Source organism: Onishia taeanensis (assembly GCF_013349955.1).
Lineage (GTDB): Bacteria > Pseudomonadota > Gammaproteobacteria > Pseudomonadales > Halomonadaceae > Onishia > Onishia taeanensis_B.
In genome coordinates, this window is sequence record NZ_JABVXC010000003.1 from 326073 (window position 1) to 347937 (window position 21865).

General features: G+C 61.6%; 20 protein-coding genes and 2 riboswitches. Of the genes, 9 read left to right on the forward strand and 11 right to left on the reverse strand.

Annotated features, from left to right (window positions below):
• Positions 1-21: 21 nt before the first annotated feature.
• A riboswitch (TPP riboswitch) is annotated at positions 22-148 on the forward strand.
• A 107-nt stretch (positions 149-255) separates the two neighbouring features.
• A complete protein-coding gene (gene tenA / locus HUS66_RS06220) occupies positions 256-924 on the forward strand; it encodes a thiaminase II (RefSeq protein WP_175070076.1) in 669 nt (222 codons plus the stop codon).
• A gap of 12 nt (positions 925-936) precedes the next feature.
• Here the strand turns inward: tenA and HUS66_RS06225 are convergent, their stop codons facing one another.
• Positions 937-1863, reverse strand: a complete 927-nt coding sequence (locus tag HUS66_RS06225; RefSeq protein WP_175070077.1) for a DMT family transporter — start codon at positions 1861-1863, stop codon at positions 937-939.
• Positions 1864-2013: 150 nt separating this feature from the next.
• Positions 2014-2134: riboswitch (TPP riboswitch) on the forward strand.
• A gap of 74 nt (positions 2135-2208) precedes the next feature.
• Here HUS66_RS06225 and thiC point away from each other — a divergent pair.
• Positions 2209-4137: a phosphomethylpyrimidine synthase ThiC gene (gene thiC / locus HUS66_RS06230; RefSeq protein WP_254628717.1), complete on the forward strand. Its 1929-nt coding sequence runs from the start codon at positions 2209-2211 to the stop codon at positions 4135-4137.
• 82 nt (positions 4138-4219) lie between these two features.
• Here thiC and HUS66_RS06235 read toward each other — a convergent pair whose 3' ends face one another.
• The 7 genes from HUS66_RS06235 to cyoA form a co-directional block, all read right to left on the reverse strand.
• Entirely contained in the window at positions 4220-4903 is a 684-nt protein-coding gene (locus tag HUS66_RS06235) for a CBS domain-containing protein (RefSeq protein WP_175070078.1), read from the reverse strand.
• 420 nt (positions 4904-5323) lie between these two features.
• Complete coding sequence (locus tag HUS66_RS06240; protein WP_175070079.1) at positions 5324-5932, reverse strand: Yip1 family protein; 609 nt, start codon at positions 5930-5932, stop codon at positions 5324-5326.
• Positions 5933-6111: 179 nt separating this feature from the next.
• Positions 6112-6999, reverse strand: a complete 888-nt coding sequence (gene cyoE, locus HUS66_RS06245) for a heme o synthase (protein WP_175070080.1) — start codon at positions 6997-6999, stop codon at positions 6112-6114.
• 14 nt (positions 7000-7013) lie between these two features.
• Entirely contained in the window at positions 7014-7343 is a 330-nt protein-coding gene (cyoD, locus tag HUS66_RS06250) for a cytochrome o ubiquinol oxidase subunit IV (RefSeq protein ID WP_136253380.1), read from the reverse strand.
• 1 nt (position 7344) lies between these two features.
• The gene (gene cyoC / locus HUS66_RS06255; protein WP_136253381.1) at positions 7345-7974 is read right to left on the reverse strand and encodes a cytochrome o ubiquinol oxidase subunit III; all 630 of its coding nucleotides are present in this window, start codon (positions 7972-7974) and stop codon (positions 7345-7347) included.
• A gap of 2 nt (positions 7975-7976) precedes the next feature.
• The gene (gene cyoB, locus HUS66_RS06260) at positions 7977-9992 is read right to left on the reverse strand and encodes a cytochrome o ubiquinol oxidase subunit I (RefSeq protein WP_175070081.1); all 2016 of its coding nucleotides are present in this window, start codon (positions 9990-9992) and stop codon (positions 7977-7979) included.
• A 3-nt stretch (positions 9993-9995) separates the two neighbouring features.
• Positions 9996-10985: a ubiquinol oxidase subunit II gene (gene cyoA, locus HUS66_RS06265; protein ID WP_175070082.1), complete on the reverse strand. Its 990-nt coding sequence runs from the start codon at positions 10983-10985 to the stop codon at positions 9996-9998.
• Between the two features lie 688 nt (positions 10986-11673).
• On the opposite strand from cyoA, the gene HUS66_RS06270 reads away from it, so the two are divergent.
• The 5 genes from HUS66_RS06270 (at position 11674) to HUS66_RS06290 (ending at position 16041) form a co-directional block, all read left to right on the forward strand.
• On the forward strand, positions 11674-12492 hold the full coding sequence (locus HUS66_RS06270; RefSeq protein WP_425340072.1) for an outer membrane protein OmpK: 819 nt from the start codon (positions 11674-11676) through the stop codon (positions 12490-12492).
• 60 nt (positions 12493-12552) lie between these two features.
• Positions 12553-13821: a NupC/NupG family nucleoside CNT transporter gene (locus HUS66_RS06275; protein ID WP_175070084.1), complete on the forward strand. Its 1269-nt coding sequence runs from the start codon at positions 12553-12555 to the stop codon at positions 13819-13821.
• A gap of 190 nt (positions 13822-14011) precedes the next feature.
• Positions 14012-14446 carry a cytidine deaminase gene (gene cdd / locus HUS66_RS06280; RefSeq protein ID WP_175070085.1) on the forward strand — a complete coding sequence of 145 codons (435 nt, stop codon included), beginning with the start codon at positions 14012-14014 and terminating at the stop codon, positions 14444-14446.
• A gap of 207 nt (positions 14447-14653) precedes the next feature.
• Positions 14654-15610, forward strand: a complete 957-nt coding sequence (locus HUS66_RS06285) for a J domain-containing protein (RefSeq protein WP_175070086.1) — start codon at positions 14654-14656, stop codon at positions 15608-15610.
• Between the two features lie 2 nt (positions 15611-15612).
• Positions 15613-16041, forward strand: coding sequence for a hypothetical protein (locus HUS66_RS06290; protein WP_175070087.1), 429 nt, complete (start codon positions 15613-15615; stop codon positions 16039-16041).
• Positions 16042-16128: 87 nt separating this feature from the next.
• Here the strand turns inward: HUS66_RS06290 and HUS66_RS06295 are convergent, their stop codons facing one another.
• Positions 16129-18483 (reverse strand): mechanosensitive ion channel family protein, encoded by a 2355-nt coding sequence (locus HUS66_RS06295; RefSeq protein WP_254628718.1) that lies wholly within the window; start codon positions 18481-18483, stop codon positions 16129-16131.
• Positions 18484-18697: 214 nt separating this feature from the next.
• Here HUS66_RS06295 and HUS66_RS06300 point away from each other — a divergent pair, with 214 nt between their 5' ends.
• The gene (locus HUS66_RS06300; protein ID WP_175070088.1) at positions 18698-19705 is read left to right on the forward strand and encodes an amidoligase family protein; all 1008 of its coding nucleotides are present in this window, start codon (positions 18698-18700) and stop codon (positions 19703-19705) included.
• Complete coding sequence (locus HUS66_RS06305; protein WP_112054108.1) at positions 19702-20361, forward strand: gamma-glutamyl-gamma-aminobutyrate hydrolase family protein; 660 nt, start codon at positions 19702-19704, stop codon at positions 20359-20361. Before HUS66_RS06300 ends, HUS66_RS06305 begins: the two co-directional genes overlap by 4 nt.
• Positions 20362-20608: 247 nt before the next feature.
• On the opposite strand, the gene HUS66_RS06310 is transcribed toward HUS66_RS06305, so the two are convergent.
• Positions 20609-21040 carry an OsmC family protein gene (locus HUS66_RS06310; RefSeq protein ID WP_175070089.1) on the reverse strand — a complete coding sequence of 144 codons (432 nt, stop codon included), beginning with the start codon at positions 21038-21040 and terminating at the stop codon, positions 20609-20611.
• Between the two features lie 255 nt (positions 21041-21295).
• Positions 21296-21796, reverse strand: coding sequence for a thiol peroxidase (tpx, locus tag HUS66_RS06315; protein ID WP_175070090.1), 501 nt, complete (start codon positions 21794-21796; stop codon positions 21296-21298).
• Positions 21797-21865 lie beyond the last annotated feature (69 nt).

Consider the following 21865-nt stretch of genomic DNA (forward strand, 5'->3'; position numbering starts at 1 on the left):
ACAAACTGCTAGACTGTCGCCACTCGCTTGACGGGGTGCCGGTGACACTGGCTGAGACTGCCCAACGCCGTGACAGCGCAGGCGACAGGGGGATCCCGTTGAACCTGATCCGGCTCGTACCGGCGTAGGAATCAAGCGTAGTCGTGGCGCGCCTGCACCAACCTCGTCCGATTAGGCCTGCCCCGATACGCCTACACTTACGCCCCCTCGCCAGCCCTGGCAGAGTCCCGGATCACCAACATCACCGGAGGCCAGATGGGCTACTGCTTCAAGGATCTCACCGCTACCTGCCAACAGGAATGGCGCCGCTATATCGAGCACGACTTCGTGCGCGCTCTAGGCGCCGGGACCCTCGATCAAAACGCCTTTCGCTGCTATCTACAACAAGACTACCTGTTCCTGATTCACTTTGCCCGCGCCTACGCCTTGGCTGCCTACAAGAGCCGCACCTTGAGCGACCTGCATCAGGCCAAGGCGGGGCTTTCGACCATTCTGGATACCGAACTGGAGCTTCATATCGGCTTCTGCCGTGAATGGGGCATTTCTGAGACCAACCTGGCCGCATTGCCCGAGGCCCGCGAGACCCTGGCTTATACCCGCTATGTGCTCGAAGCCGGCCACCGTGGCGACCTTCTGGACCTGCACGTGGCGTTGGCTCCCTGCCTAGTCGGCTACGCTGAAATCGCCACTTGGCTCAATGAACAGCCCACTACGGTGCGCGGCGCAGCCAACCCTTTCGATGCCTGGATCACCCTCTACGAAGGCCCCGAGTTCCAGCAGGCCATGCGGGATGAGGTGGCCTGGCTTGATGCGCGCCTGGCGGAAGTCGGGCCGCGACGCTTCAAGGAACTGAGCCAGACCTTCAGCGAGGCCACGCGGCTGGAGATCGATTTCTGGCAGATGGGGCTCGATCAGCGCGGCTAAGCCCGGTATTGCTCAGTCCTGATCACTGGCATCCGTTACTGTGGTTGCCCGCCTCGGCACCGGCTTGAAGAGAATCAGCCACAGCGCCGAGGCGATCAGTGCGCCGCCGACGCCGTGGGCCAGCGTCACCCGCTCGTCGAGGAACAGCGCGCCCCACAGCACACCGAACGCCGGTACTAGCATGGTGACGGTCAGCGGCTTGATCGGCCCCAAATCCTGCAGCAGTCGGAAGTAGAGCAAATAGGCCAGCGCCGTGCAGGCAAGCCCCAGCACCAGCATCGCCACCCAGATGTCGGGTTGCGCCCAGGCCGAAAACGACGGTCGAGTCGAGGCCTCAACCAGCATCAACGGCGCCAGCGCTAGGCTGGCGCCGAGCTGGGAACCCAGCGCCAGCAGTCGCGAATCGAGCCCGCCACGCTCGGCGATGAAGCGCTTGACCAGAAAGCCCGAGAGTCCGTAGCAGCTGGCCGCCACCAGGCAAGCCAGGGCGCCTCCCGCTAGTTGCCAGCTTACGGGGACCGGACCGGCCTGCACCAGCACACCGACACCCACCACGCCCAGCGTCACACCCATCAGCCGCTCGCGGGTCATCGCCTCGGCGAAGAAGGTCGCGCCGATCAGTACTCCCATCAGCGGTGTGGTGGCATTGAACATCGCCGAATAGCCGGCTGGCAGCACCTGGGCGGCAAGGCAGAACATCGCGAAAGGAATGCCGGAATTGACCACGCCGATCAGCAGAGCGGCTCGCGCTCGGCCCTGAAAGCGCCATGGCACGCGCCATAGGGCGAGGATCGCCATCAGGCCCAGCGCGCCAAGGAACACGCGAAAGAAGGCGGTGGAGAAGGCGCCCAGCGCAGGAGCAGCAATGCGCATGAACAGAAAACTGGCGCCCCATAGGGCCGAAAGCAGCAACAGGCGAAGCGAAGCATCCAACGGCATAGCAGACTCCAACGTCGCAGTGGGATTACCACTCATGTTATGTGCGATCCCCTTCCGTGACCGGCCGCTTTCGGCCACCGAAACCTACCGTAGCCCGCTTGACCCCTCACCGCCCCTGGCCCAGACTGCTCCCTGCGCGCCTCGGGCGCGCAACGCTTGACGGGGTGCCGGTGGAACCGGCTGAGATCACCCTATGCCCACGGGCATCAAGGTGGATCCCGATGAACCTGATCCGGCTAGTACCGGCGTAGGGATCAAGCGAAGGATTCGCCTGCCCGACACCCTTCCAGGCCCCTTCCTGCCTACGCTGTGCGCCGACTTGACCGCGTCATACGGAGCACAACCATGACCCGCACGACCCTGACCCAGAATGCCCTGGCCGAGACCGCGCGCGTCGACGCCGCCGCCGTTGCCCCGCTGCCCGGCTCACGCAAGATATTCGTGGAGGGTTCGAGGCCCGACATCCGCGTCCCCTTCCGCGAGATCAGCCTGTCGCCGACCCGCACATCCGGCGCCGACGAGCAGAATCCACCGCTGCTGGTCTACGACACCTCGGGCCCCTATACCGATCCCGAGGCCAAGATCGACCTGCGTCGCGGCCTGGCTGAACTGCGCCGCGACTGGATCGAAGCCCGAGGCGACACCGAGTTCCTCGACGGCCCGACCTCAGAATACGGCCGGCGCCGCGCCAACGATCCCATGCTCGCCCACCTGCGCTTCGAGCTGACCCGCAAGCCACGCCGCGCCCGGGAAGGCAAGAACGTGACCCAGCTGCACTATGCCCGCCAGGGCATCATTACCCCGGAAATGGAATTTGTCGCCATTCGGGAAAACCAGAAGCGCCAGGCGCTTTCTACCCAGTACTCTGGCACCGACGAGGTCGAGCGCATCCTCGGCCATCAGCACGCCGGCCAAAGCTTCGGTGCCCGCCTGCCTGAGGAGATCACACCAGAGTTCGTGCGCGATGAGGTGGCTGCGGGCCGCGCCATCATTCCCTGCAACATCAACCACCCGGAATCCGAGCCGATGATCATCGGTCGCAACTTCCTGGTGAAGATCAACGGCAACCTGGGCAACTCGGCGGTGACGTCCTCCATCGAGGACGAGGTCGACAAGATGACCTGGGGCATTCGCTGGGGCTCGGACACCATCATGGACCTGTCCACCGGACAGAATATCCACGAAACCCGCGAGTGGATCATCCGCAACGCGCCGGTGCCGATCGGCACCGTGCCCATCTACCAGGCGCTGGAGAAGGTCGGCGGCGTAGCCGAGAACCTGACCTGGGAAGTGTTCCGCGACACCCTGATCGAGCAGGCCGAGCAAGGAGTGGACTACTTCACCATCCACGCCGGCGTGCTACTGCGCTACGTACCGCTGACCGCCAGGCGCACCACCGGCATCGTCTCGCGTGGCGGCTCGATCATGGCCAAATGGTGCCTTTATCACCACCAGGAGAGCTTCCTCTACACCCACTTCGAGGAGATCTGCGAGATCTGCAAACAGTACGATGTGGCCTTCTCGCTGGGCGACGGTCTGCGCCCCGGCTCGGTGGCAGATGCCAACGACGAGGCGCAGTTCGCCGAGCTCGAGACCCTGGGTGAACTGACCCGCATCGCCTGGCGACACGACGTCCAGGTGATGATCGAGGGCCCGGGCCACGTGCCGATGCACCTGATCAAGGAGAACATGGACAAGCAGCTCGCGGAATGCGACGAGGCCCCCTTCTATACTCTGGGCCCGCTGACCACCGATATCGCGCCCGGCTACGATCACATCACCTCGGGCATCGGCGCGGCGATGATCGGCTGGTACGGCTGCGCCATGCTCTGCTATGTCACCCCCAAGGAGCATCTGGGCCTGCCCAACAAGGACGACGTCAAGACCGGCATCATCACCTACAAGATCGCCGCCCACGCGGCCGACCTGGCCAAGGGTCATCCCGCTGCCCAGCGCCGGGATAATGCCCTGTCCAAGGCGCGCTTCGAATTCCGCTGGGAAGATCAGTTCAATTTGGGGCTGGACCCGGACACCGCCCGTGAATACCACGACGAGACCCTGCCCAAGGACTCGGCCAAGGTGGCTCACTTCTGCTCGATGTGCGGGCCCAAGTTCTGCTCGATGAAGATCAGCCAGGAGGTGCGCGACTCAGTCTTCAAGGGCGGCGCCGAAGACAAAGGCCTAGACGATGACCCGGAAGCAGTGAAAAAGGGCCTGAAGGATCAGGCACAGGCTTTCAAAGATGCCGGCGCTCGGCTCTATCAAGAAGTCTGAGGCAGGCTCCTACGCTCAACCCGAGAAAAAGCCCCGACATGTTGTCATGGGCGGGGCCTAATAGCGGCAATACGAAAAGACACTAAAAAGCGCCAAACCCGAGCGGCATGCGGCTCATATTGTTCTCGACCCGTTTGACGCCGGGTTGGTTCTCGGCGGCCAGCTGTACCGCCTTCATTTCCTCATCGCTGGCGACCAGGCCCCACAGTTCGACGACCCCGTCCTTGACGATAACGTTGACACGTACGGTGTTGAGCTTGTTTTCGATCTCCTTGCTAAGCGCCTCGCGCAGGCTGCGATCATCGACTGTGCCCTCGCTGGCCGGAGGGGTGATGGCCAGGCCTTGCAGCAGGTTAGAGCGGCTGACGATACCTACCAACTTACCGTCCCGGGTAACCGGTACGCGTTTGATATGGCGCTTCTCGAGCAGCCGGGCAATATCGGCGACAGAGACGTCTTCCTCCACATCGACCACAGGATGGGTCATGATGTCTCTTGCCGTATGGCCATGTGTCCTGATGTAGCTAGCGGCCGTTTCCGGCCCCGCAGAGACTAACGCTAGCCACCACGGCGTGGGCTTCTCGGCCTGATTCTCGGCGCGACTCATCAGGTCGCCTTCGCTGACCATACCCAACAGGTGCCGGTCCTCATCGATCACCGGCACCGCACTGATGTGGTGGTCCAGCAGCAGACGAGCGATCTCCTGGACACCTGTCTCGGGGGAAACACTGACAACGGTAGTCGTCATGACATCGACAGCGCGCATGGCAAATCCTCCTGATGAATGCTGATGACACAGTGGTCTGGCAAGCCTCGCGCTCCATGCGGCCTAGCCTGAATGCGACTCGCGCAAGAGAGATGGTTTCGCCACAGCCTACTTGAACTCTAGTGCTGCCCCGAGATAGCCACAAGGCGAGTTGGCGACATGTCGCCCCCTCGTCATGAGAGGCCAGCCGACAATCGCTGGCCTCCGGCTCGATGCCTTGCCGATGGTGAGCAGCGCCAACCATCCCGATGCATGACAAGCCATTAGCACCCGGACACATGACAGAGCCCAGCGCAGGAACAGGACGGCCGCCCTGTTCCTGCGTGCCTCGTGTGTCACTAGTCCTGTGTGTTGCATGTCGATAGTGTTGGGACGCGCATCACCGGCTCGAATGCATGGACACGCGACCCATTGGCGCTATCAGTTGAGCAGCGACAGGATGATTCGCTCCCCGTACCCCCAAAGCAGAACGGTCAGTCCCAGCAGCACCTCAAGCAACAGCACCCCGATACCGAGTGTGGAGCTGGAAACGATGAAGCCTTCTTCGCGACTGATGCCGAGAAAGGCCGGGATGCCCAGATAAAGCAGATAGGCGGTATAGCAAAGGCCAAGAACACCGGCCAGCAGGCACAACCAGACAATGGGATAGATGGCCACCAGGCCACTGAGGAACATCGGCGTGGCCACATAGCCAGCGAACACGATGCACTCGCTCTGTTTCGGCGGGTTGGGCGTAAAGCGCTTGGCCATGGCACGAATCACCTTGCCCACCACATACACCGCCGCGAGTATCACCAGATAAAAGACGATGCCAGCCCCCAAGGCATCTAGATAGCCGAGCTGTATTGTGGTCTCCCCGCCAAGCCCCCAGCCCACTTGGGTGGTGCCGATATAGGAGCAAATGACCGGAATCGCCGCCAGCAGCAGCACATGATGCTCGTAGAGGTGGGTCAGCGTCTCGCGCTCTCCCTTGATCTGTTTCCATTCGCGTTGCGGATGGGCCATCAGGCCCCAGACATGCGTCAGCATCCGGATACCTCCATCTATCAGCAGAAGAGATCGTCACGAACCGACCCCAAGCACACACATGCAGTGTGTCTTATCAGCAGTATAGTCAGAAGGAAGGGGGAAGCGTCGACGACGGTTATCACCGTCGTCTCAACGCTTTGGGCTCTTCAGGGAGAGCTCAGAAAGAGATCCGGGTCAGATCAGCGCAGCGAGGTCCACAACAGCGGCGCTTCGGGCAAGGCGGCATCCACCGACATCATCAGGCTCAGCGCCGTGATGGTGAGAATGGAGAATCCGAACACGCTCTTGGCCCAGCGCTCTTCGTCCTGGGCACCATAGCCCTTGCACGCCAGGTACAGCCAATAGACGCCCATACCTAAAGCGACGATGAAGTAGCCGGGGCCAGCATAGCCCGCAATGCTCAGCGCCAGGGTCGCCGGAATGAAGGCCAGGATATAGCCGAGGATGTGATGCTTGGCGCGGTGGATGCCGCGCACCACCGGCAGCACCGGAATCGAGGCCGCGCGATAGTCCTCCAGGCGGAAGATGGCGATCGCATAGGAGTGCGGCATCTGCCACAGGCAGAAGATGGTCAGCAGCGTCAGGGCACCGGTATCGAAGGTCCCGCTGACGGCGCAATAGCCCACCACCGGCGGTATGGCCCCGGAGAGGCTACCGACCAGGGTGCCGTACTCCGAATGGCGCTTCATCCACAGGCTGTAGACGCCGACGTAGATGACGAAGCCGAAGGCCGCCAGGCCCACCGTCAGGGCATTGGTGCCCAGGGCCAGCAGGCCGAAACCGGCCAGCCCCAGCGCCGTGGCGAACCACAGCGTGGCGCTGGGGGTCACCCGCCCCTGCACCAGCGGGCGATTCTGGGTACGCTGCATCACCGCATCGATATCCTGATCGATGACGTTGTTGAAGGCGCACCCGGAGGCGATCACCAGCGCCAACCCCACCAGAGCCGACAGGAACAGCGGCAGATCGAACTCGCCCTGGGCGGCCAGGAAGTAGCCGCCCAGAACGGAGATCAAGTTACCGCCGATGATGCCCGGCTTGGTGAGGGTCAGGTAGTCCTTGAGCATGGAGGGCGTCTGCGTCAGCCGATCATCATGTTGAGATGCAGGTTTTTCATGATCCACAGGGAACCTCCGATGACCAGGACCAGAATCGCCACGGTGAAGACGAAGGACATGAAGTTCCAGCCCTCATCGGCCTTGGTATTCATATGCATGAACAGCACCAGCTGCACCAGCACTTGGGCCACCGCGGTGGTCACGATGATCAGCAGCGTGACCGCGGTGTCGAAGGAACCAGCCATCACCGCCCCGAAGGGAATGATGGTCAGGACGATGGACAGGATCAGGCCGATCACATAGGACTTGACGCTGCCATGGCTGTGGTCGTGAGACGCGTGTGAGTCGCTCATATCACAGGACTCCCATCAGGTAGACGAAGGAGAAGACGCAGATCCAGACGATGTCGAGGAAGTGCCAGAACAGGCTCAGGCACATGATCCGCGGGCGCGTCACCTCGGTCAGGCCTTGCTTCTTGAGCTGGATCAGCATGACCAGGATCCAGATCAGGCCGAAGGTCACGTGCAGGCCGTGGGTACCGACCAGGGTGAAGAAGGCCGACAGGAAGCCACTGCGATCCGGCCCGAAGCCTTCATGGATCAGGTGTTGGAACTCGTAGAGCTCCAGGCCGATGAAACCAGCCCCGAGCAGGAAGGTGATGATCAACCACTTTTGCACCTGAACCACCCGCCCAGCATTCATTGCTAGCACGGCCATGCCATAGGTGAAACTACTGATCAGCAGCAGGAAGGTACTGATCAAAATCAGCGGAAGATCAAAGATCTCACCCGGTGTCGGTCCACCGGCCGTGCCTCTCAGAAGCACGGCGTAGGTGGCGAACAGGGACCCGAAGATCACCAGGTCGCTCATCAGGTAGACCCAGAAACCGAAGATCTTGGTGCCCGCGGTATCGTGATGATCGTCGTGGTGATCGTGGTCATGCCCGTGGGCATGACCTTGGTTGCTAAGAGTATCGGTTGCCATGATTAGCTCTGCGTCTCCAGCCGAGTTGAGTGCGCGAGATCACCCTTCTGCTTCAAGCGCTGACGATGCTCGCGCTCGATGCGCTCCACTTCCGCCGCAGGGACGTAGTAGTCGACGTCATCGTTGAAGATCCGCGCCATGAAGGTTGCAAACATACCGATGCCACCGACGATTGCCAGCCACCAGATGTGCCACACGAGAGCAAAACCAAAGATGGTGGCGAAGAGCGCGATAATCGGACCTTCCCAAGTATTCTTCGGCATGTGGATATCCTGGTAGGGCGGCTCGGAAATCGGCGGCACGCCACCATTGGCCTTCTTGGCCTCCCAGAACCCATCCACACCGTGTACTTCAGGCAGGTGCGCGAAGTTGTAGAACGGCGCCGGCGAGGAGGTCGCCCACTCGAGGGTGCGGCCGTCCCAGGGATCGCCGGTGACGTCCTGGTTCTGCTTGCGATCACGGATGCTGACGTAGAACTGGATCAAGGTGCAGGCAATGCCGGCCGCAATGATCAGCGCACCCACCCAGGCCACGATCATCAGCGGCTGCCACTCGGGGTTGCTGTAGGACTGCATGCGACGCACGGCACCGAAGAAGGCCAGCACGTAGAGCGGCGTGAAGGCCACGTAGAAACCGATGAACCAGCACCAGAAGGAACGCTTGCCCCATTTTTCATTCAGGGTGAAGCCGAAGGCCTTCGGGAACCAGTAGGTCAGGCCCGCCAGCATGCCGAATACCACGCCGCCGATAATGACGTTGTGGAAGTGGGCGATAACGAACAGGCTGTTGTGCAGCACGAAGTTCGCCGCCGGCACCGACAGCATCACGCCGGTCATGCCCCCCAGGGTGAAGGTGATGATGAAGCCCAGGGTCCACAGCACCGGCGAGGTGAACTCGAGGCGACCGCGGTACATGGTGAACAGCCAGTTGAAGATCTTCACCCCGGTGGGGATGGCGATGATCATCGTCATGATGCCGAAGAAGGCATTGACGTCGGCCCCGGCGCCCATGGTGAAGAAGTGGTGCAGCCAGACCACGAACGACAGGATGGTGATCGCCACCGTGGCCCAGACCATGGTGTTGTAGCCGAACAGGCGCTTCTTGGCGAAGGTCGCGATGACCTCGGAGAAGACCCCGAAGGCCGGCAGGATCAGGATGTACACCTCAGGATGGCCCCAGGCCCAGATGAGGTTGACGTACATCATCATGTTGCCACCGAGATCGGTGGTGAAGAAGTTCATGCCCAGGTACCGATCCAGGGTCAGCAGCGCGATGGTCGCGGTGAGGATCGGGAAGGAGGCGATGATCAGGACGTTCGCGCACAGCGAGGTCCAGGTGAAGATCGGCATGCGGAACATCGTCATGCCCTTGGTGCGCATCTTGAGGATGGTGACGAAGAAGTTGATCCCGGTCAGGGTCGTGCCTATACCCGATATCTGCAACGCCCATATCCAGTAATCCACCCCAACCCCGGGACTGTAATCGAGTCCCGATAGTGGCGCATAGGCCAGCCAGCCGGTTTTGGCGAATTCACCGACAAAGAGTGACACGTTGACAAGAACCACGCCCGCCGCGAACAACCAGAAGCTCAGGTTGTTGAGGAAGGGGAAGGCCACGTCACGCGCACCGATCTGCAGCGGCACCACCAGGTTCATCAGGCCGATGACCATGGGCATGGCGACGAAGAAGATCATGATCACGCCGTGGGCGGTGAAGATCTGGTCGTAGTGCGAGGGCGGCAGGAAGCCCTCAGCCCCTGCGGATGCCATGGCCAGCTGGGAGCGCATCATGATGGCGTCCGCGAAGCCGCGCAGCAGCATCACCAGGGCGACGATGAAGTACATGATGCCGAGCTTCTTGTGGTCGACGGAGGTGATCCACTCCGTCCACAAGTAGCCCCACTTCTTGAAGTAGGTGATGGCGGCCGTCAGCGCCCCCCCCCCCAGGACGATGGCCACAATGGTCGTCAAGACAATGGGATCGGTCGGGATCGCCTCGAGACTGAGTTTTCCGAACATAATTTACTCCGCTGCCTCCGCGCTCATGGGCTTGCCGTGAGACTCGGCCGATTCGTCGTCACTGTGGGCCGAACCGTGACCGAAGCCCTCGGCGTAACTGTCGGCGAATTCGGACACACGCGCTTCGTGGTCACCGCCGGCTTGGAAGCTCTTGATGATGCTCTCGTAGAGAGACGGGGATACCTCGGAGAAATACTGGATCTCGGCATCCTCGGAGGGCGCTGCGAGGTCGTAGTACTCCTCGGGGAAGGTCAGGGACTCGGACGACTCGCGTACCTCGGTCACCCAGGCCTCGAAGTCCTCCTGGGAGCCGACGTGGGCATCGAAGGTCATGTCCGAGAAGCCGGCGCCACTGTAGTTGGTGGAGCGGCCGGGATAGACACCCTGCTCATCCGCGACCAAGTGAACGTCATTATCCATGCCCGCCATGGCATAGATCTGGCTGCCCAATTGCGGAATGAAGAAGGCGTTCATGACCGAGCCGGAGGAGACGCGGAACCGCACCGGGGTGTCCTCGGGGAAGGCCAGCTCGTTGACCGTGGCGATGCCCTGCTCCGGGTAGATGAACAGCCACTTCCAGTCCAGGGACACTGCCTGGATTTCCATGGGCTCCTGCTGTTCAGCGGTCGGCTCAATGGGCTTGTGCGGGTCGAGGCTGTGGGAGGTATACCAGGTCAGCACCGCCAGGAAGGCGATGATCACGCAGGGCACGAACCAGACCACGACCTCGATCTTGTTGGAGTGATGCCAGTCGGGGCGATAGGTGGCATTCCGGTTGCTGCGACGATAGCGCCAGGCGAAGACGAGGGTCATCACGATCACCGGAATGACGACGATCTGCATCAGGCCGAACGCGGTCAGGATCAGGGTCCTCTGCTCTTCCCCAACCTGCCCCTTAGGATCCATCAGCGCCGAGTCGCACCCTGTCAGTAACAGGGCAAGCGACACGAGCACCAGCGGACTCAGCACACGTAAGTACTTCTTTCTTCTCATCCTACGACCTCGTCAGGGCACGAAATCAGGCTAACTTCAGTACTGGTTGGAAGATTAGTACTGGTTGAAAATTAGCCGGCTAATGTATGCGCACAACAAATGCCACAATCGACACGTCTTGGGTCCTCATCCATGACCACAAGCAGCATCCGATGCAGCTAAGGGTTATCACGCATCGCAACAAGACCTTATGAGCAAGTGCTCAGCTACCACACAGGTCTGGCTACACTGACCGCGTATCCTCGGAGAAATACCCCCCACGCAACAGTGACAATTTGTCGCAGGGGTGTCGCAGATAGCGCACAGGTGAGGCGATGCGGGACACCGGAAAAGCTTAACATGAAGCGCCACTAAGGATGGCTGAGAAGGAAGAGTGGGACGAAATGCATGCCGGATAGCCTCGAGCATGCGACAACATGCCCTGCTGACTCTACTTGTTCATCAGCACAATCGGCTCGCCCAGCCGTTTCACTGAGCTGGCGACTAAGCATGAGCGCGCGCAACCTGGCAGTGGTGCAAAAAATTGTTAGATGCCTCATGCCATTTGGTATTATTTCCATCAGCAGGTTCCTGCTCCTCCGTGTGCTCCGGCGTTCCCGCAACACGCGTGACCAAAATTGCACTCTCGAAGCGCGCACGTCCAAACACGCACTCCCAAAACAATAGACAAACCAAGGTAATGACTATCATGCCCTCCCCTTCCCTGCGCCGAGCGTCCACGCTGCTCGGCACCAGCGCCCTTCTGGCATTCTGCAGTGCGCCGCTCCAGGCCGCAGACATGGACCCGGTCTGGTCCTTCGCCAACGTCTCGGTAAACTACCTCGACTGGTCCGCCGGCACAGAGGAACGCACCTCGACCAACGCCGCCAAGAGCGACTTCACCTTTCTCGAACTCGAGGGCGGCGCCGGCTTCGCCTGGGGTGAGTTCTATGGCTTCTTCGATCTGGAGAATCCGGGCAACGATCAGTTCGACGAAGAGAGCGGCGGCAAGGACAACTTCCGTACCGCCGGTAAACTCACCTCCCATATCTATCTGGGTGACTCGCCCTTCACGATCTACGCTCATCTCTATGACTTCCGCGACTATGGCTACAACGGTCGCGAACAGGACCAGATCCTGGGCGTCGGCTATATCCACACCTTCGACAACGGCCTATGGTTCAAGCCCTTCCTGGGTGCGGCACGCGTGCAGAGTGATGGTTACACCGGCATGAACGGTTACATGGCCGGCTGGGTACTGGGCTATGGCTTCGAGGCACTCGGCCAGCAGTTCAGCGTCACCAACTGGCACGAACAGACCTTCGCCCGCGACGACGACTACCTCGCGCAGAATTATGTCGGCGACAAGGCGGAAAGCGTTGGCACCAATGGAGCGGTTTCATTATGGTGGCACCCGATTTCGAGCGTGACCACCGGCGTTCAATACCGTTACTCGGACAATAAGCTGGGCACACCCGAGGACTATCAGAACGCCGTCATCTACACGCTCAAATACAACTTCCTGTAATGCCCAGGGCCCGAGACGTCTCTCGGATCGGGCCGCACTCGCTCCCATGAAGGACTTCCCATGACCATAATCATGAGCTTGGTGGGGATGGCGACGCTCATCCTGATCGCCCTCGTGTTCTCCAGCAACCGACGCGCTATCCGCCTGCGCACCGTCGGTGGTGCCTTCGCCATCCAGGCCGGTATCGGCGCCTTCGTGCTGTACGTGCCGTTCGGCCAGTCCGTCCTCAAGACCATCTCGGATGCCGTCAGTCAGGTAGTGAGCTATGCCAACGACGGCATCGACTTCCTGTTCGGGGGACTGGCCGACCCTTCATCGGTAGGCTTCATCTTTGCCATCAAGGTCCTGCCGGTCATCATCTTCTTCTCGTCACTGATTGCGGTGCTCTACTACCTGGGCATCATGCAGTGGGTCATCCGCCTGCTCGGCGGCGCGCTGCAAAAGGTACTCGGCACCTCACGCACCGAGTCGCTGTCGGCCACCGCCAATATCTTCGTTGGCCAGACCGAAGCACCGCTGGTGGTACGCCCTTTCATCAACAACATGACCGCCTCGCAGCTGTTTGCGGTGATGTGTGGCGGTCTCGCCTCAGTGGCAGGCTCGGTGCTGGCGGGCTATGCGGCGCTGGGCATTCCGATGGAATATCTTGTCGCGGCCTCCTTCATGGCGGCGCCGGGTGGCCTGCTGTTCGCCAAACTGCTGATGCCGGAGACCGAGACGCCCAAGGATGACGATGCCGAGGCGATTCAGCACATCGAAGATGAAGACCAGCCGGCCAACGTGCTGGATGCGGCCGCTTCCGGCGCCAGCTCCGGCATGCGTCTGGCGGCCAACGTCGGCGCCATGCTGCTGGCCTTCATCGGTTTGATTGCACTGGTCAACGGCATTCTCGGCGGCGTCGGTGGCTGGTTCGGCCTTGAATCGCTGAGCCTCGAACAGCTGCTGGGCTGGCTATTCTCGCCGCTGGCCTTCCTGCTTGGCATCCCTTGGAGCGAAGCCACCCTGGCCGGCTCCTTCATCGGCCAGAAGCTGGTGGTCAACGAGTTCGTCGCCTACATCAACCTGGCGCCCTACATCGAAGGCGAACAGATGGTTGCCGCGACCGGGGCGGCGATGTCGGCACATACCGTGGCGATCCTCTCCTTTGCCCTGTGTGGCTTTGCCAACCTGTCCTCGATCGCCATTCTGCTCGGCGGCCTGGGCAGCCTGGCACCGGGGCGTCGCCACGAGATTGCCCGCTTCGGGGTCAAGGCCGTGCTGGCGGGCACCTTGTCCAACCTGATGTCGGCCACCATCGCGGGCTTCTTTATTGCGCTGGCTGCCGGCTAGCCTCCGCCCTCCGCTCCCTCTACCGCCCCGCGCTGCTGGCCGGGGCGATTTTGATTGAGCGTCTGCCATCAGCCATGACTTGTGGGCGAGATGGTGTCTGCTCAGCGATAATCTGGAAAAGCGCACTCAGTCGGCGCGCCCTACCCAGAAGAAGTAGCGCCTAACGCGTACTGCCAGGAGAGCCGCTCCCATGCCCGACGCTTCCGTCACCCTCGATGCCTCGCTGTGTGCGCAGTTGATCGCCACCCGCGATCGAGCCTATGTACCCTATTCCCAGCACCCAGTGGGTGCCGCCTTGCAAACGCCCCAAGGGGAATGGTTCCTCGGCTGTAACGTCGAGATCGCCAACTACAAGGGGCTGTGCGCGGAGGCCTCGGCGATTGCCGCCATGGTCTCTTCAGGCACCCGACAGATCGCCGCACTTTACGTGATAGGCCCGGGCGAGCACCTGTGCACGCCCTGCGGCGACTGTCGACAGCGCATTCGCGAGTTTGCTTCCCCGGATACACGCGTTCATGTGCTTGACGCCAAGGGACAGGTACTCAAGAGCTACGACATGGAGACCCTGCTGCCCGATTCTTTCGGCCCAGAAAACATCGGCAAGCCCTCGCCGATGAGCAACTGACCCAGGCCCCTAGGCTGGAAAGCGCCTCCCCCTCGACGTAGCATGCCGATGGGGCCGTTGGATGGATTAAAGCCCTGACGCCCAACGCCGATACTCTTTGGATAAGCATTTAGTGATCGGTATAAGTAGTCCCCGGCTGTCGACGCCTCACGGCTGCAGATGCCACACCATGACAATAATTGTCCCGTGAGACATTTCGGAGCCAGAATGCCCAGCGGTCGCTTCAATCCCTTCGAGACCCTACTGCTGACCAGCCGCAGCCAAGCCGATACCGCCGGGCTACTGCTGCTTGCCTGGGTGATGGCCTCGCGGGGACCTCTGACTGAAGCACAGCGCCGTGAACTCACGTCACTGGCCAGCGAGTGCCGCCACGGCCATGACCTGGCCCCGATCTTCACCCTGGCCGACCGTCAGGACTTCGACGCCATTCAGCTCGCCGCCGAGGTGATGCAAAAGGACCGTGGTGGCGAACAGGCCTACCCCTTTCTGCGCCAGGCGATCGCCTTGTCCGTCGCCGACGGCGAACCCAGCATTTCTCAACATCATGTGCTGCGCTTTTTGGCCGACCTGCTGGGCGTCATCCCCTCCTTGTTTGCCACGCTATATGCCGAACAGGCAGGGCGACCCTACGCCGTTCCCGAGGACCCCAGCCGCCGCGATTACTGGCTGGCCAAGGAACACCAGCGCCAGCGGGATGAAGCGCGTCAACACGAGCAAGATGAGAGACGCCGCGAGCAGGAAGCGCGTGAGCGACAGGAGCAAGAGCTTCGCCGGCAGCGCGAGCGACGCGAACAGGAAGCCCGCGAGCGCGAGAGGCAGCGCCAGGAGAATGCTCGCCAAGAAAGGGCTCGTCGCGAAAGAGCGCAGCAGGACCAGGAAAGAACGAGACAGGAAAGAGCCCGCCAGGAGCGCAGCAACGAGAGCCATAACCGGCGCTGGCAACAACAGACGCCCCCCAACGATGCGCGCGCCCACCGCGCCCTGGCGGTGCTTGGCTTGCCTCCCGGTGCTAGCCGTGGCGAGATTCGCAAGGCCTATCGCCGCATGGCCCAGACTCACCATCCCGACCGTTTCTTCGCCGAGGGCGAGGCACGCATGGCAACCGCCTCTCAGCGTTTCCAGCGGATCAAGAACGCCTATGAATATCTAATGCGGGCTAGCTGAGCATGCGGGACCTCTATCAGCGACTGGGGCTACCCCATGATGCCAGCGACAAGGACATCCAGCGGGCTATTGAGGCCTGCCATCACAGCGCCCTCAAGGCCGATGCCAAAGTAGTGCTGGGCGTCCCCGAGCACCGTGAAGCATACGACGCATTGCACGGCACCCTATGCGATATCGGCCTGCTGCGCGCACGACTCGGCCTGACCCACGGCCCCTTCTGGCAAGACAGTACCGCCAACGACTTCTCGCTGCCGCCGGACAATACCGGCGCCCGTCACGACCTGCTGATTGCACGTGTCGAGCGCGCCGTCGGCTTGCACGACGGTTGGCGGAAGTGGCGCGCCCCCTGGCTGTTGGCGATGCTGCTGGTCGGGGCCACAGTGCTCGGCGCAGCAGCAGGCGCGGCGCTCTACCATTACTGGCTGGCCTGAACGCACACCACCGCCAATCGCTCATCTCGGCAATAGCCGCACAGAACCTGTACCCGCTATTCCCGCGCTCACCTTACTTCGAGCCTTTTAGCCGTCTCCAGGCGACCCCTGGTGGCGAGGAGCGCCGGGCGCCCTGCCACGCCCGGCCTCGCCCGACGAACGTCCCAGCACATCAAGCCCAGAGTCTTCGCTCCCGGTCTCGGTTGCCGCTTCCGGCGCCTGCTCATCCAGCGCTTCACCGCCGCGACCTTCCATCTGCACGCTCAAACGCGGCATCGCAAGATCCAGGTCATCTTCTTCCAGGCGCTGCTTGAAGCGCAGGTTGAAGGCGCGCGCCACGTCCCATTGCATGACCGGCGCCGTGCGCATGCGCATGCGCAGCACTGCCGCCCCCTCCTCGAAGCGCTCGATGCCCTGCATCTCGAGCGCCGACCAGATGTGATGACGCATCAGGGGATCACGACGCAGATCGTCGGCGACTTCACGCACCAGCGTGATGCCATCATCGATCTTCATCCCATGGGGAATACGTAAGCGCATCAGGGCGATGCCGAACTGCCGCGACATGTTGTGGATCGATTTGATCTGGCTAAAGGTGATGGTATGAACAATGCCATCGAGATCGCGCAGGCGCACAGTGCGCAGGGTCAGCCCCTCGACGGTGCCCAGGTGACCGCCCAGATCGACGAAATCATCAATGGCCAGCGAATCCTCAACCAAGATAAAGATCCCCGTAATCAGATCCTGCACCAGCGTCTGAGCACCGAAGCCTATCGCCAGGCCGATCACACCGGCACCGGCCAGCAGCGGCGTGACGTTAACCCCCAGGTTAGCAAGAGCAACGATCGAGGCGATCACCACAATGGTCGCGAAGACCACGTTGCGGATCAGCGGGGTAATGGTCTGCGCCCTGGCGCTGTTGACGCGCCGCCCGCGGGAGCGTGCCGAACTCGTCAGCGCCCGCTGGATAGCGGTATCGGCGAAGATCCAGGCCAGCCACGCTATCAGCAGAGTGAAACCGATACTGATCAACGCCTGACCGATACGTGCACCGGCCGCCTCCTGGCCGACACCAAGTAACGAACCGCCCCAGACTCGCATCGATAGCTCAGCAAAGATCGCCCAGCACAGCATATGCGCCAGGGCATACCCAAAACGCTCAAGCCGGCGCCGGTATTGGGAAATGCGCCTGCGTCCTTCAAGCGTCGCGCCGTATCGGCGCAGCAGCCCGTTGACCACCAGCGTCAGAATCAGCAGCGCCGCAGTGCCAATCGCCCGAGGCAAGGCACCGCCAGCATCGCCGACAGTGATCAACAATGCCACCAGCGAAACGCCCACCAGCAGCAGGGCGGGGACATGCCACAGGCCGCCGAGCACCCGCACCACGTAATTGATCGTGCTTTGCGCCTTGCGCTGCGAATACGGACGGTTGCGAATCAAATGTTTGATCGGCTGCTTGAAGCGCAGAATGAAGATACCGCTCATCATCGCCGCCAGCAGGTTGGTGACGATCGACAGGAAGCCCGCCAGATCGCTTCCCAACTGGGCAACCAGCTGAGCAGAATCCAGCGCGTCACCCAGCGCTATCAATGCCCCGATCAGGAACAGTCGCCGCAGGGCCCTGGCCCGCAGGAAACGCACGGCGATATAACGATGCCCGCGAGTGAACGCCGAGAACACCACCTCGCACGCCGATGCCAGCAATCGTCCACAAAGCGACACATAGGCGGTAACCAGCGCCAGGCTGACCGCGGCGTTGGGGTCCACGAACTGCGACAGCGCCAGCATGATGGCAAAGGCCACCGCCCAGGGCAGCAGACGGCGCAGGAAATGCACACCAAGCAGCCAAGCCTTGGGTTCTCGCGGCAGTTCCAGCGGCACGCCGAAGCGGCCCACCAGCAGACGGGCAAGCGCCATCAGCGATAGCAGTAACCCGATCCACACCGATAGCATCACGGCGGCTTCAACGGCCAAGCGCAGCAACGCCGCGTTACCGGCACTACTGGCAAGCTCCCCGACATCCTGCCAGGCCTGAATCAGTCGCTGCTGCCACAGGTCGAACGGTGACCTTCCCTCATCGGCCCGTTCCCCCAGTTCGTTGAAGGTATCCGCCAAAGCGCCCAGCAATCCCTGAGGCCCGGCATCAGAACTCCCCCCCTCGACCTGAGCAGTGCTGTCGCGCAGCGCTTTCAGTTCCTCCAGCAGAGCACCTCGCCGCTCCGCGTTGTCGAGCGTTGCGATCACGGTGTCCAATGACTCGACCACGGCCTTGGGGTCCGGCTGGCTGCTGGATGAGTCATCGGCAAGTCCCGTGAGCCCCAGGCCCGGCGCCTGTGCCTGCGCCATCGATGGCAGTAACAGCATGAGCATCGTCAACAGGGCCATCAGTCCCCAGATCAACCGATGGCTGACAAGCGAAGAGCATGGAGCTGGCTCGCTCATGAAGACTCCCTACGTGACTGAAAGTGAAAAGAAAGCGAGAAAATGAAGAAGGCCTGTTATCGAGAAGGACCATGTTGCCAAGTCGTCAGAGTAAAGGAATGCCAACGCCAAGGCATCCTGCCACTGCCTACCGGTCAGCACCAGCGCCCCTAGTGGGTCGCCGGTCGAGGTATGATAGGCTTGCGAGGCCAATTCAGGCTTACGGGAGTGTGGCATGGATCCGCAATCGCCCCCTGTTACCACTACCGGGGAAGGCAATCTCCGCCGTGTCGGCGTCGAGATAGAATTTGCCTGTGTCTCGCCAGCCTCAGCGGCGAATCTGGTGGCCGAGCATTTTGGCGGCCAAGTCATCGCACTCAGCCCACATCGCTGGCGTGTGAGAGACACCCGCTGGGGAGAGTTCACCATCGAGCTCGATGCCAAAATGGTGCACCCGGACGACAAGGTAACCGCCGCCCAACCCAGCAGCGACGACGAATGGGCCCGCCAGCGGCACCAGTGGCATATCGAGCTTCACACGCGCTCGCGTGAGTTGCTGGGTGACGTGGTGGCCGGCCTAGTGCCCACCGAGATCGTCTGTCCACCGGTACCCTGGAATGAACTCGGCGAACTCGATACCCTGTTCGACGCATTGCGCCAGCATGGCGCCAAGGGCACCGACGATAGCCTGCTCTACGGCTTCGGGCTACACCTCAATCCCGAGGTGCCGGGCACCGATATCGACAGCCTGCTCGCTCACCTGCGCGCCTATCTGCTGCTGGCCCCCTGGCTGCGCGACCAGATCGATATCGACATCACCCGCGAAGTGCTGCCCCACGCCAACCCCTTCCCCAAGGCCTATGCCCTCAAGGTGCTCGACCCCGACTATGCGCCGGACCTCGACACCCTGATTGCTGACTACCTGCACGACAACCCGACCCGCAACCGCGAAGTCGATTTCTTGCCGCTGTTCGCCTGGCTGCGGCCGGACCATCCCAGTGCCCTGCTCAAGAACGAGCTGGTCAAGCCGCGGCCGACCTTCCACTACCGCCTGCCCAACGCCCACCTCTCGGCCAGGGACTGGGGCTCGGTGGTGGAGTGGAACCGCTGGCTGACGGTAGAGCGCCTCGCCGCAGACCCCGAACGGCTCGCCGAGCGCGCCAATGACTTCCTTACCCATCATGCCCGCTCGTCCATGTCACGCTGGCTCGATAAGCTCAAGCACTGGATGAAGGACGAATGACCCGGCCACTGATCGGTATCACCACCTCGGACCGCAAGAGCCGCCTCGCCTGGTTCTTCGACTGGCTGGCGGTCTGGCGCCACGGCGGCCGCCCACTGAGGCTATCGCCGTCGCGGCCGGTGCCGGAAACACTCGACGGCCTGATCATCGGCGGCGGCGACGACATAGAGGCGCACCTCTACGGCGGCGAAGTACGCTTCGACGTCCGCGTCGACCCCGAACGTGACGCCTTGGAACTCGACCTGCTGGAGCGTTTCATTCCCAGCCGCTGCCCAGTGCTCGGCATATGCCGGGGTGCCCAACTGATCAACGTCTATATGGGCGGCACCCTGGACAGCGACATATACACCACCTACGAGGGGCTCAAGCGCCGGCGCACCGTGCTGCCGCGCAAGACCGTCGACATCGTCGCCGACAGCAAGCTGCATCGTATTCTCGGCGTCAGTTGGTGTCGCATCAACAGCCTCCACCACCAGGCGGTACAGGATGCCGGTCGCGGCATCGAAATCGTCGCAAGAGATAGGGACGGCCTGGTGCAGGGTATCGAATCCCGGGAGCATGATTTCCTGATGGGCGTGCAGTGGCACCCCGAATGGTTGATTTTCAACCGCCCCCAGCAGCGACTGATCCGAGCACTGGTCGACGCTGCCGCCTGAACGCTCTCCCGGCAACTTCCAAGGCTGCTGACGAAGCGTTCTTTCGCCCCATTCGTGCTGCGCACGCTTTCCGCCAGGGCTGACAAGAAGCCCTGCCGAAACGACGACGGCCACCCCAGGATCCCGGGGTGGCCGTCGTTTGATTGAGCGTTAGCAGACGCTCATTTTTTACCCACCATTTTTACCCACTCTTTTTACTAACCATGGCTAGCGCTTGGGCGAGCCAGGCTGGTCGCCGATCTAGGCGTTAGCTTTCCAGGCGCGCATCCAGCGTGATCTCGGCATTGAACAGCTTCGAGACCGGACACCCTTCCTTGGCCTTGTTCGCGGCATCATCGAAGGTGGCCTGATCGGCACCGGGAATCTTTGCCACGCAGCTCAGGTGGATGGCAGAGATGGTGAAACCGCTGTCGTCCTGATCGAGGCTAACGGTGGCCTCTGTCTTGATGCTTTCAGGCTCGAGGCCGGCCTCGCCAAGCATCATCGAAAACGCCATGGAGAAACAGCTGGAATGGGCGGCGCCAATCAGCTCTTCAGGGTTGGTACCGGCCTGGCCCTCGAAGCGCTGCTTGAAGCCGTAGGGGTTAGAGGAGAGTGCACCGCTTTCTGTCGAAACCGTGCCCTTGCCCTCTTTCAGGCTGCCTTGCCATTCTGCAGAACCTTTCTTCTTGATGCTCATACTGTCTCCTTGGTACGTATCATGAGTACGGATCGTGCGGCTCGTGAAGGGGCTGATTTACCGTTTGAAGGTGCTGGCTAGAGCGACGACTCAAGCGACTGACTCGATGAACTTACACCAGATACTCACTCAAGGTACTCGCTCCGCGTACTTACTCAAAGCATTCGCTTAGAATGCTTGCCCGAGGCGCCAGACCAGGGTGCGTAATACGGGTGCGTAATACGTCACTCCCATCAGGCGCCAAGATAGATGCCTTTACCCCAGGGCATCCATGGCCGCTTGGTAGTCAGGCTCGTCTTTCAGCTCGCCGACCAGCTGGCTATGGATCACCTGGTCCTGCTCATCGATGACCACGACCGCACGCGCGGTAAGCCCGGTCATCGGCCCGGAAGAGAGCGCCACGCCATAGGCTTTATGGAAATCGGGATGACGAAACGTCGAGAGCGTTTCGACGTTGTCCAGACCCTCGGCGCCACAGAAGCGCTTGGCGGCGAACGGCAGATCCGCCGAGACCACCAGCACCACAGTATTATCGAGCTGAGAGGCATACTCATTGAACTTGCGCGTCGAGGTGGCGCAGGTCGGCGTATCGACGCTCGGGATGATGTTGAGCACCTTGCGCTTGCCTGCATAGTCGCCAAGGGTCACGTCCTCAAGCGCCTGATTGGTCAGGGTAAAAGCCGGCGCTGACTGGCCGCTCTGGGGAAGGTCACCATCGACCTCGACGGGGGTACCGGCACGGGTGATCTGCGGCATGTCACCTCCTATGGAGTCAGGCCCTCGGGATGAAGGCCCGTAAACAACATCTACCACCATCAATGGCGA

Bases quoted from the DNA above. Each gene is read 5' to 3' on its own strand.
- HUS66_RS06240 (WP_175070079.1), bottom strand. From the start codon at position 5,932: ATGCTGACGCATGTCTGGGGCCTGATGGCCCATCCGCAACGCGAATGG.
- HUS66_RS06225 (WP_175070077.1), bottom strand. From the start codon at position 1,863: ATGCCGTTGGATGCTTCGCTTCGCCTGTTGCTGCTTTCGGCCCTATGG.
- HUS66_RS06235 (WP_175070078.1), bottom strand. From the start codon at position 4,903: ATGCGCGCTGTCGATGTCATGACGACTACCGTTGTCAGTGTTTCCCCC.
- cyoB (WP_175070081.1), bottom strand. From the start codon at position 9,992: ATGTTCGGAAAACTCAGTCTCGAGGCGATCCCGACCGATCCCATTGTC.
- cdd (WP_175070085.1), top strand. From the start codon at position 14,012: ATGCCCGACGCTTCCGTCACCCTCGATGCCTCGCTGTGTGCGCAGTTG.
- HUS66_RS06270 (WP_425340072.1), top strand. From the start codon at position 11,674: ATGCCCTCCCCTTCCCTGCGCCGAGCGTCCACGCTGCTCGGCACCAGC.
- tenA (WP_175070076.1), top strand. From the start codon at position 256: ATGGGCTACTGCTTCAAGGATCTCACCGCTACCTGCCAACAGGAATGG.
- HUS66_RS06300 (WP_175070088.1), top strand. From the start codon at position 18,698: ATGGATCCGCAATCGCCCCCTGTTACCACTACCGGGGAAGGCAATCTC.
- HUS66_RS06310 (WP_175070089.1), bottom strand. From the start codon at position 21,040: ATGAGCATCAAGAAGAAAGGTTCTGCAGAATGGCAAGGCAGCCTGAAA.
- HUS66_RS06285 (WP_175070086.1), top strand. From the start codon at position 14,654: ATGCCCAGCGGTCGCTTCAATCCCTTCGAGACCCTACTGCTGACCAGC.
- thiC (WP_254628717.1), top strand. From the start codon at position 2,209: ATGACCCGCACGACCCTGACCCAGAATGCCCTGGCCGAGACCGCGCGC.
- tpx (WP_175070090.1), bottom strand. From the start codon at position 21,796: ATGCCGCAGATCACCCGTGCCGGTACCCCCGTCGAGGTCGATGGTGAC.
- cyoE (WP_175070080.1), bottom strand. From the start codon at position 6,999: ATGCTCAAGGACTACCTGACCCTCACCAAGCCGGGCATCATCGGCGGT.
- HUS66_RS06295 (WP_254628718.1), bottom strand. From the start codon at position 18,483: ATGAGCGAGCCAGCTCCATGCTCTTCGCTTGTCAGCCATCGGTTGATC.
- HUS66_RS06305 (WP_112054108.1), top strand. From the start codon at position 19,702: ATGACCCGGCCACTGATCGGTATCACCACCTCGGACCGCAAGAGCCGC.
- cyoC (WP_136253381.1), bottom strand. From the start codon at position 7,974: ATGGCAACCGATACTCTTAGCAACCAAGGTCATGCCCACGGGCATGAC.
- HUS66_RS06290 (WP_175070087.1), top strand. From the start codon at position 15,613: ATGCGGGACCTCTATCAGCGACTGGGGCTACCCCATGATGCCAGCGAC.
- cyoA (WP_175070082.1), bottom strand. From the start codon at position 10,985: ATGAGAAGAAAGAAGTACTTACGTGTGCTGAGTCCGCTGGTGCTCGTG.
- cyoD (WP_136253380.1), bottom strand. From the start codon at position 7,343: ATGAGCGACTCACACGCGTCTCACGACCACAGCCATGGCAGCGTCAAG.
- HUS66_RS06275 (WP_175070084.1), top strand. From the start codon at position 12,553: ATGACCATAATCATGAGCTTGGTGGGGATGGCGACGCTCATCCTGATC.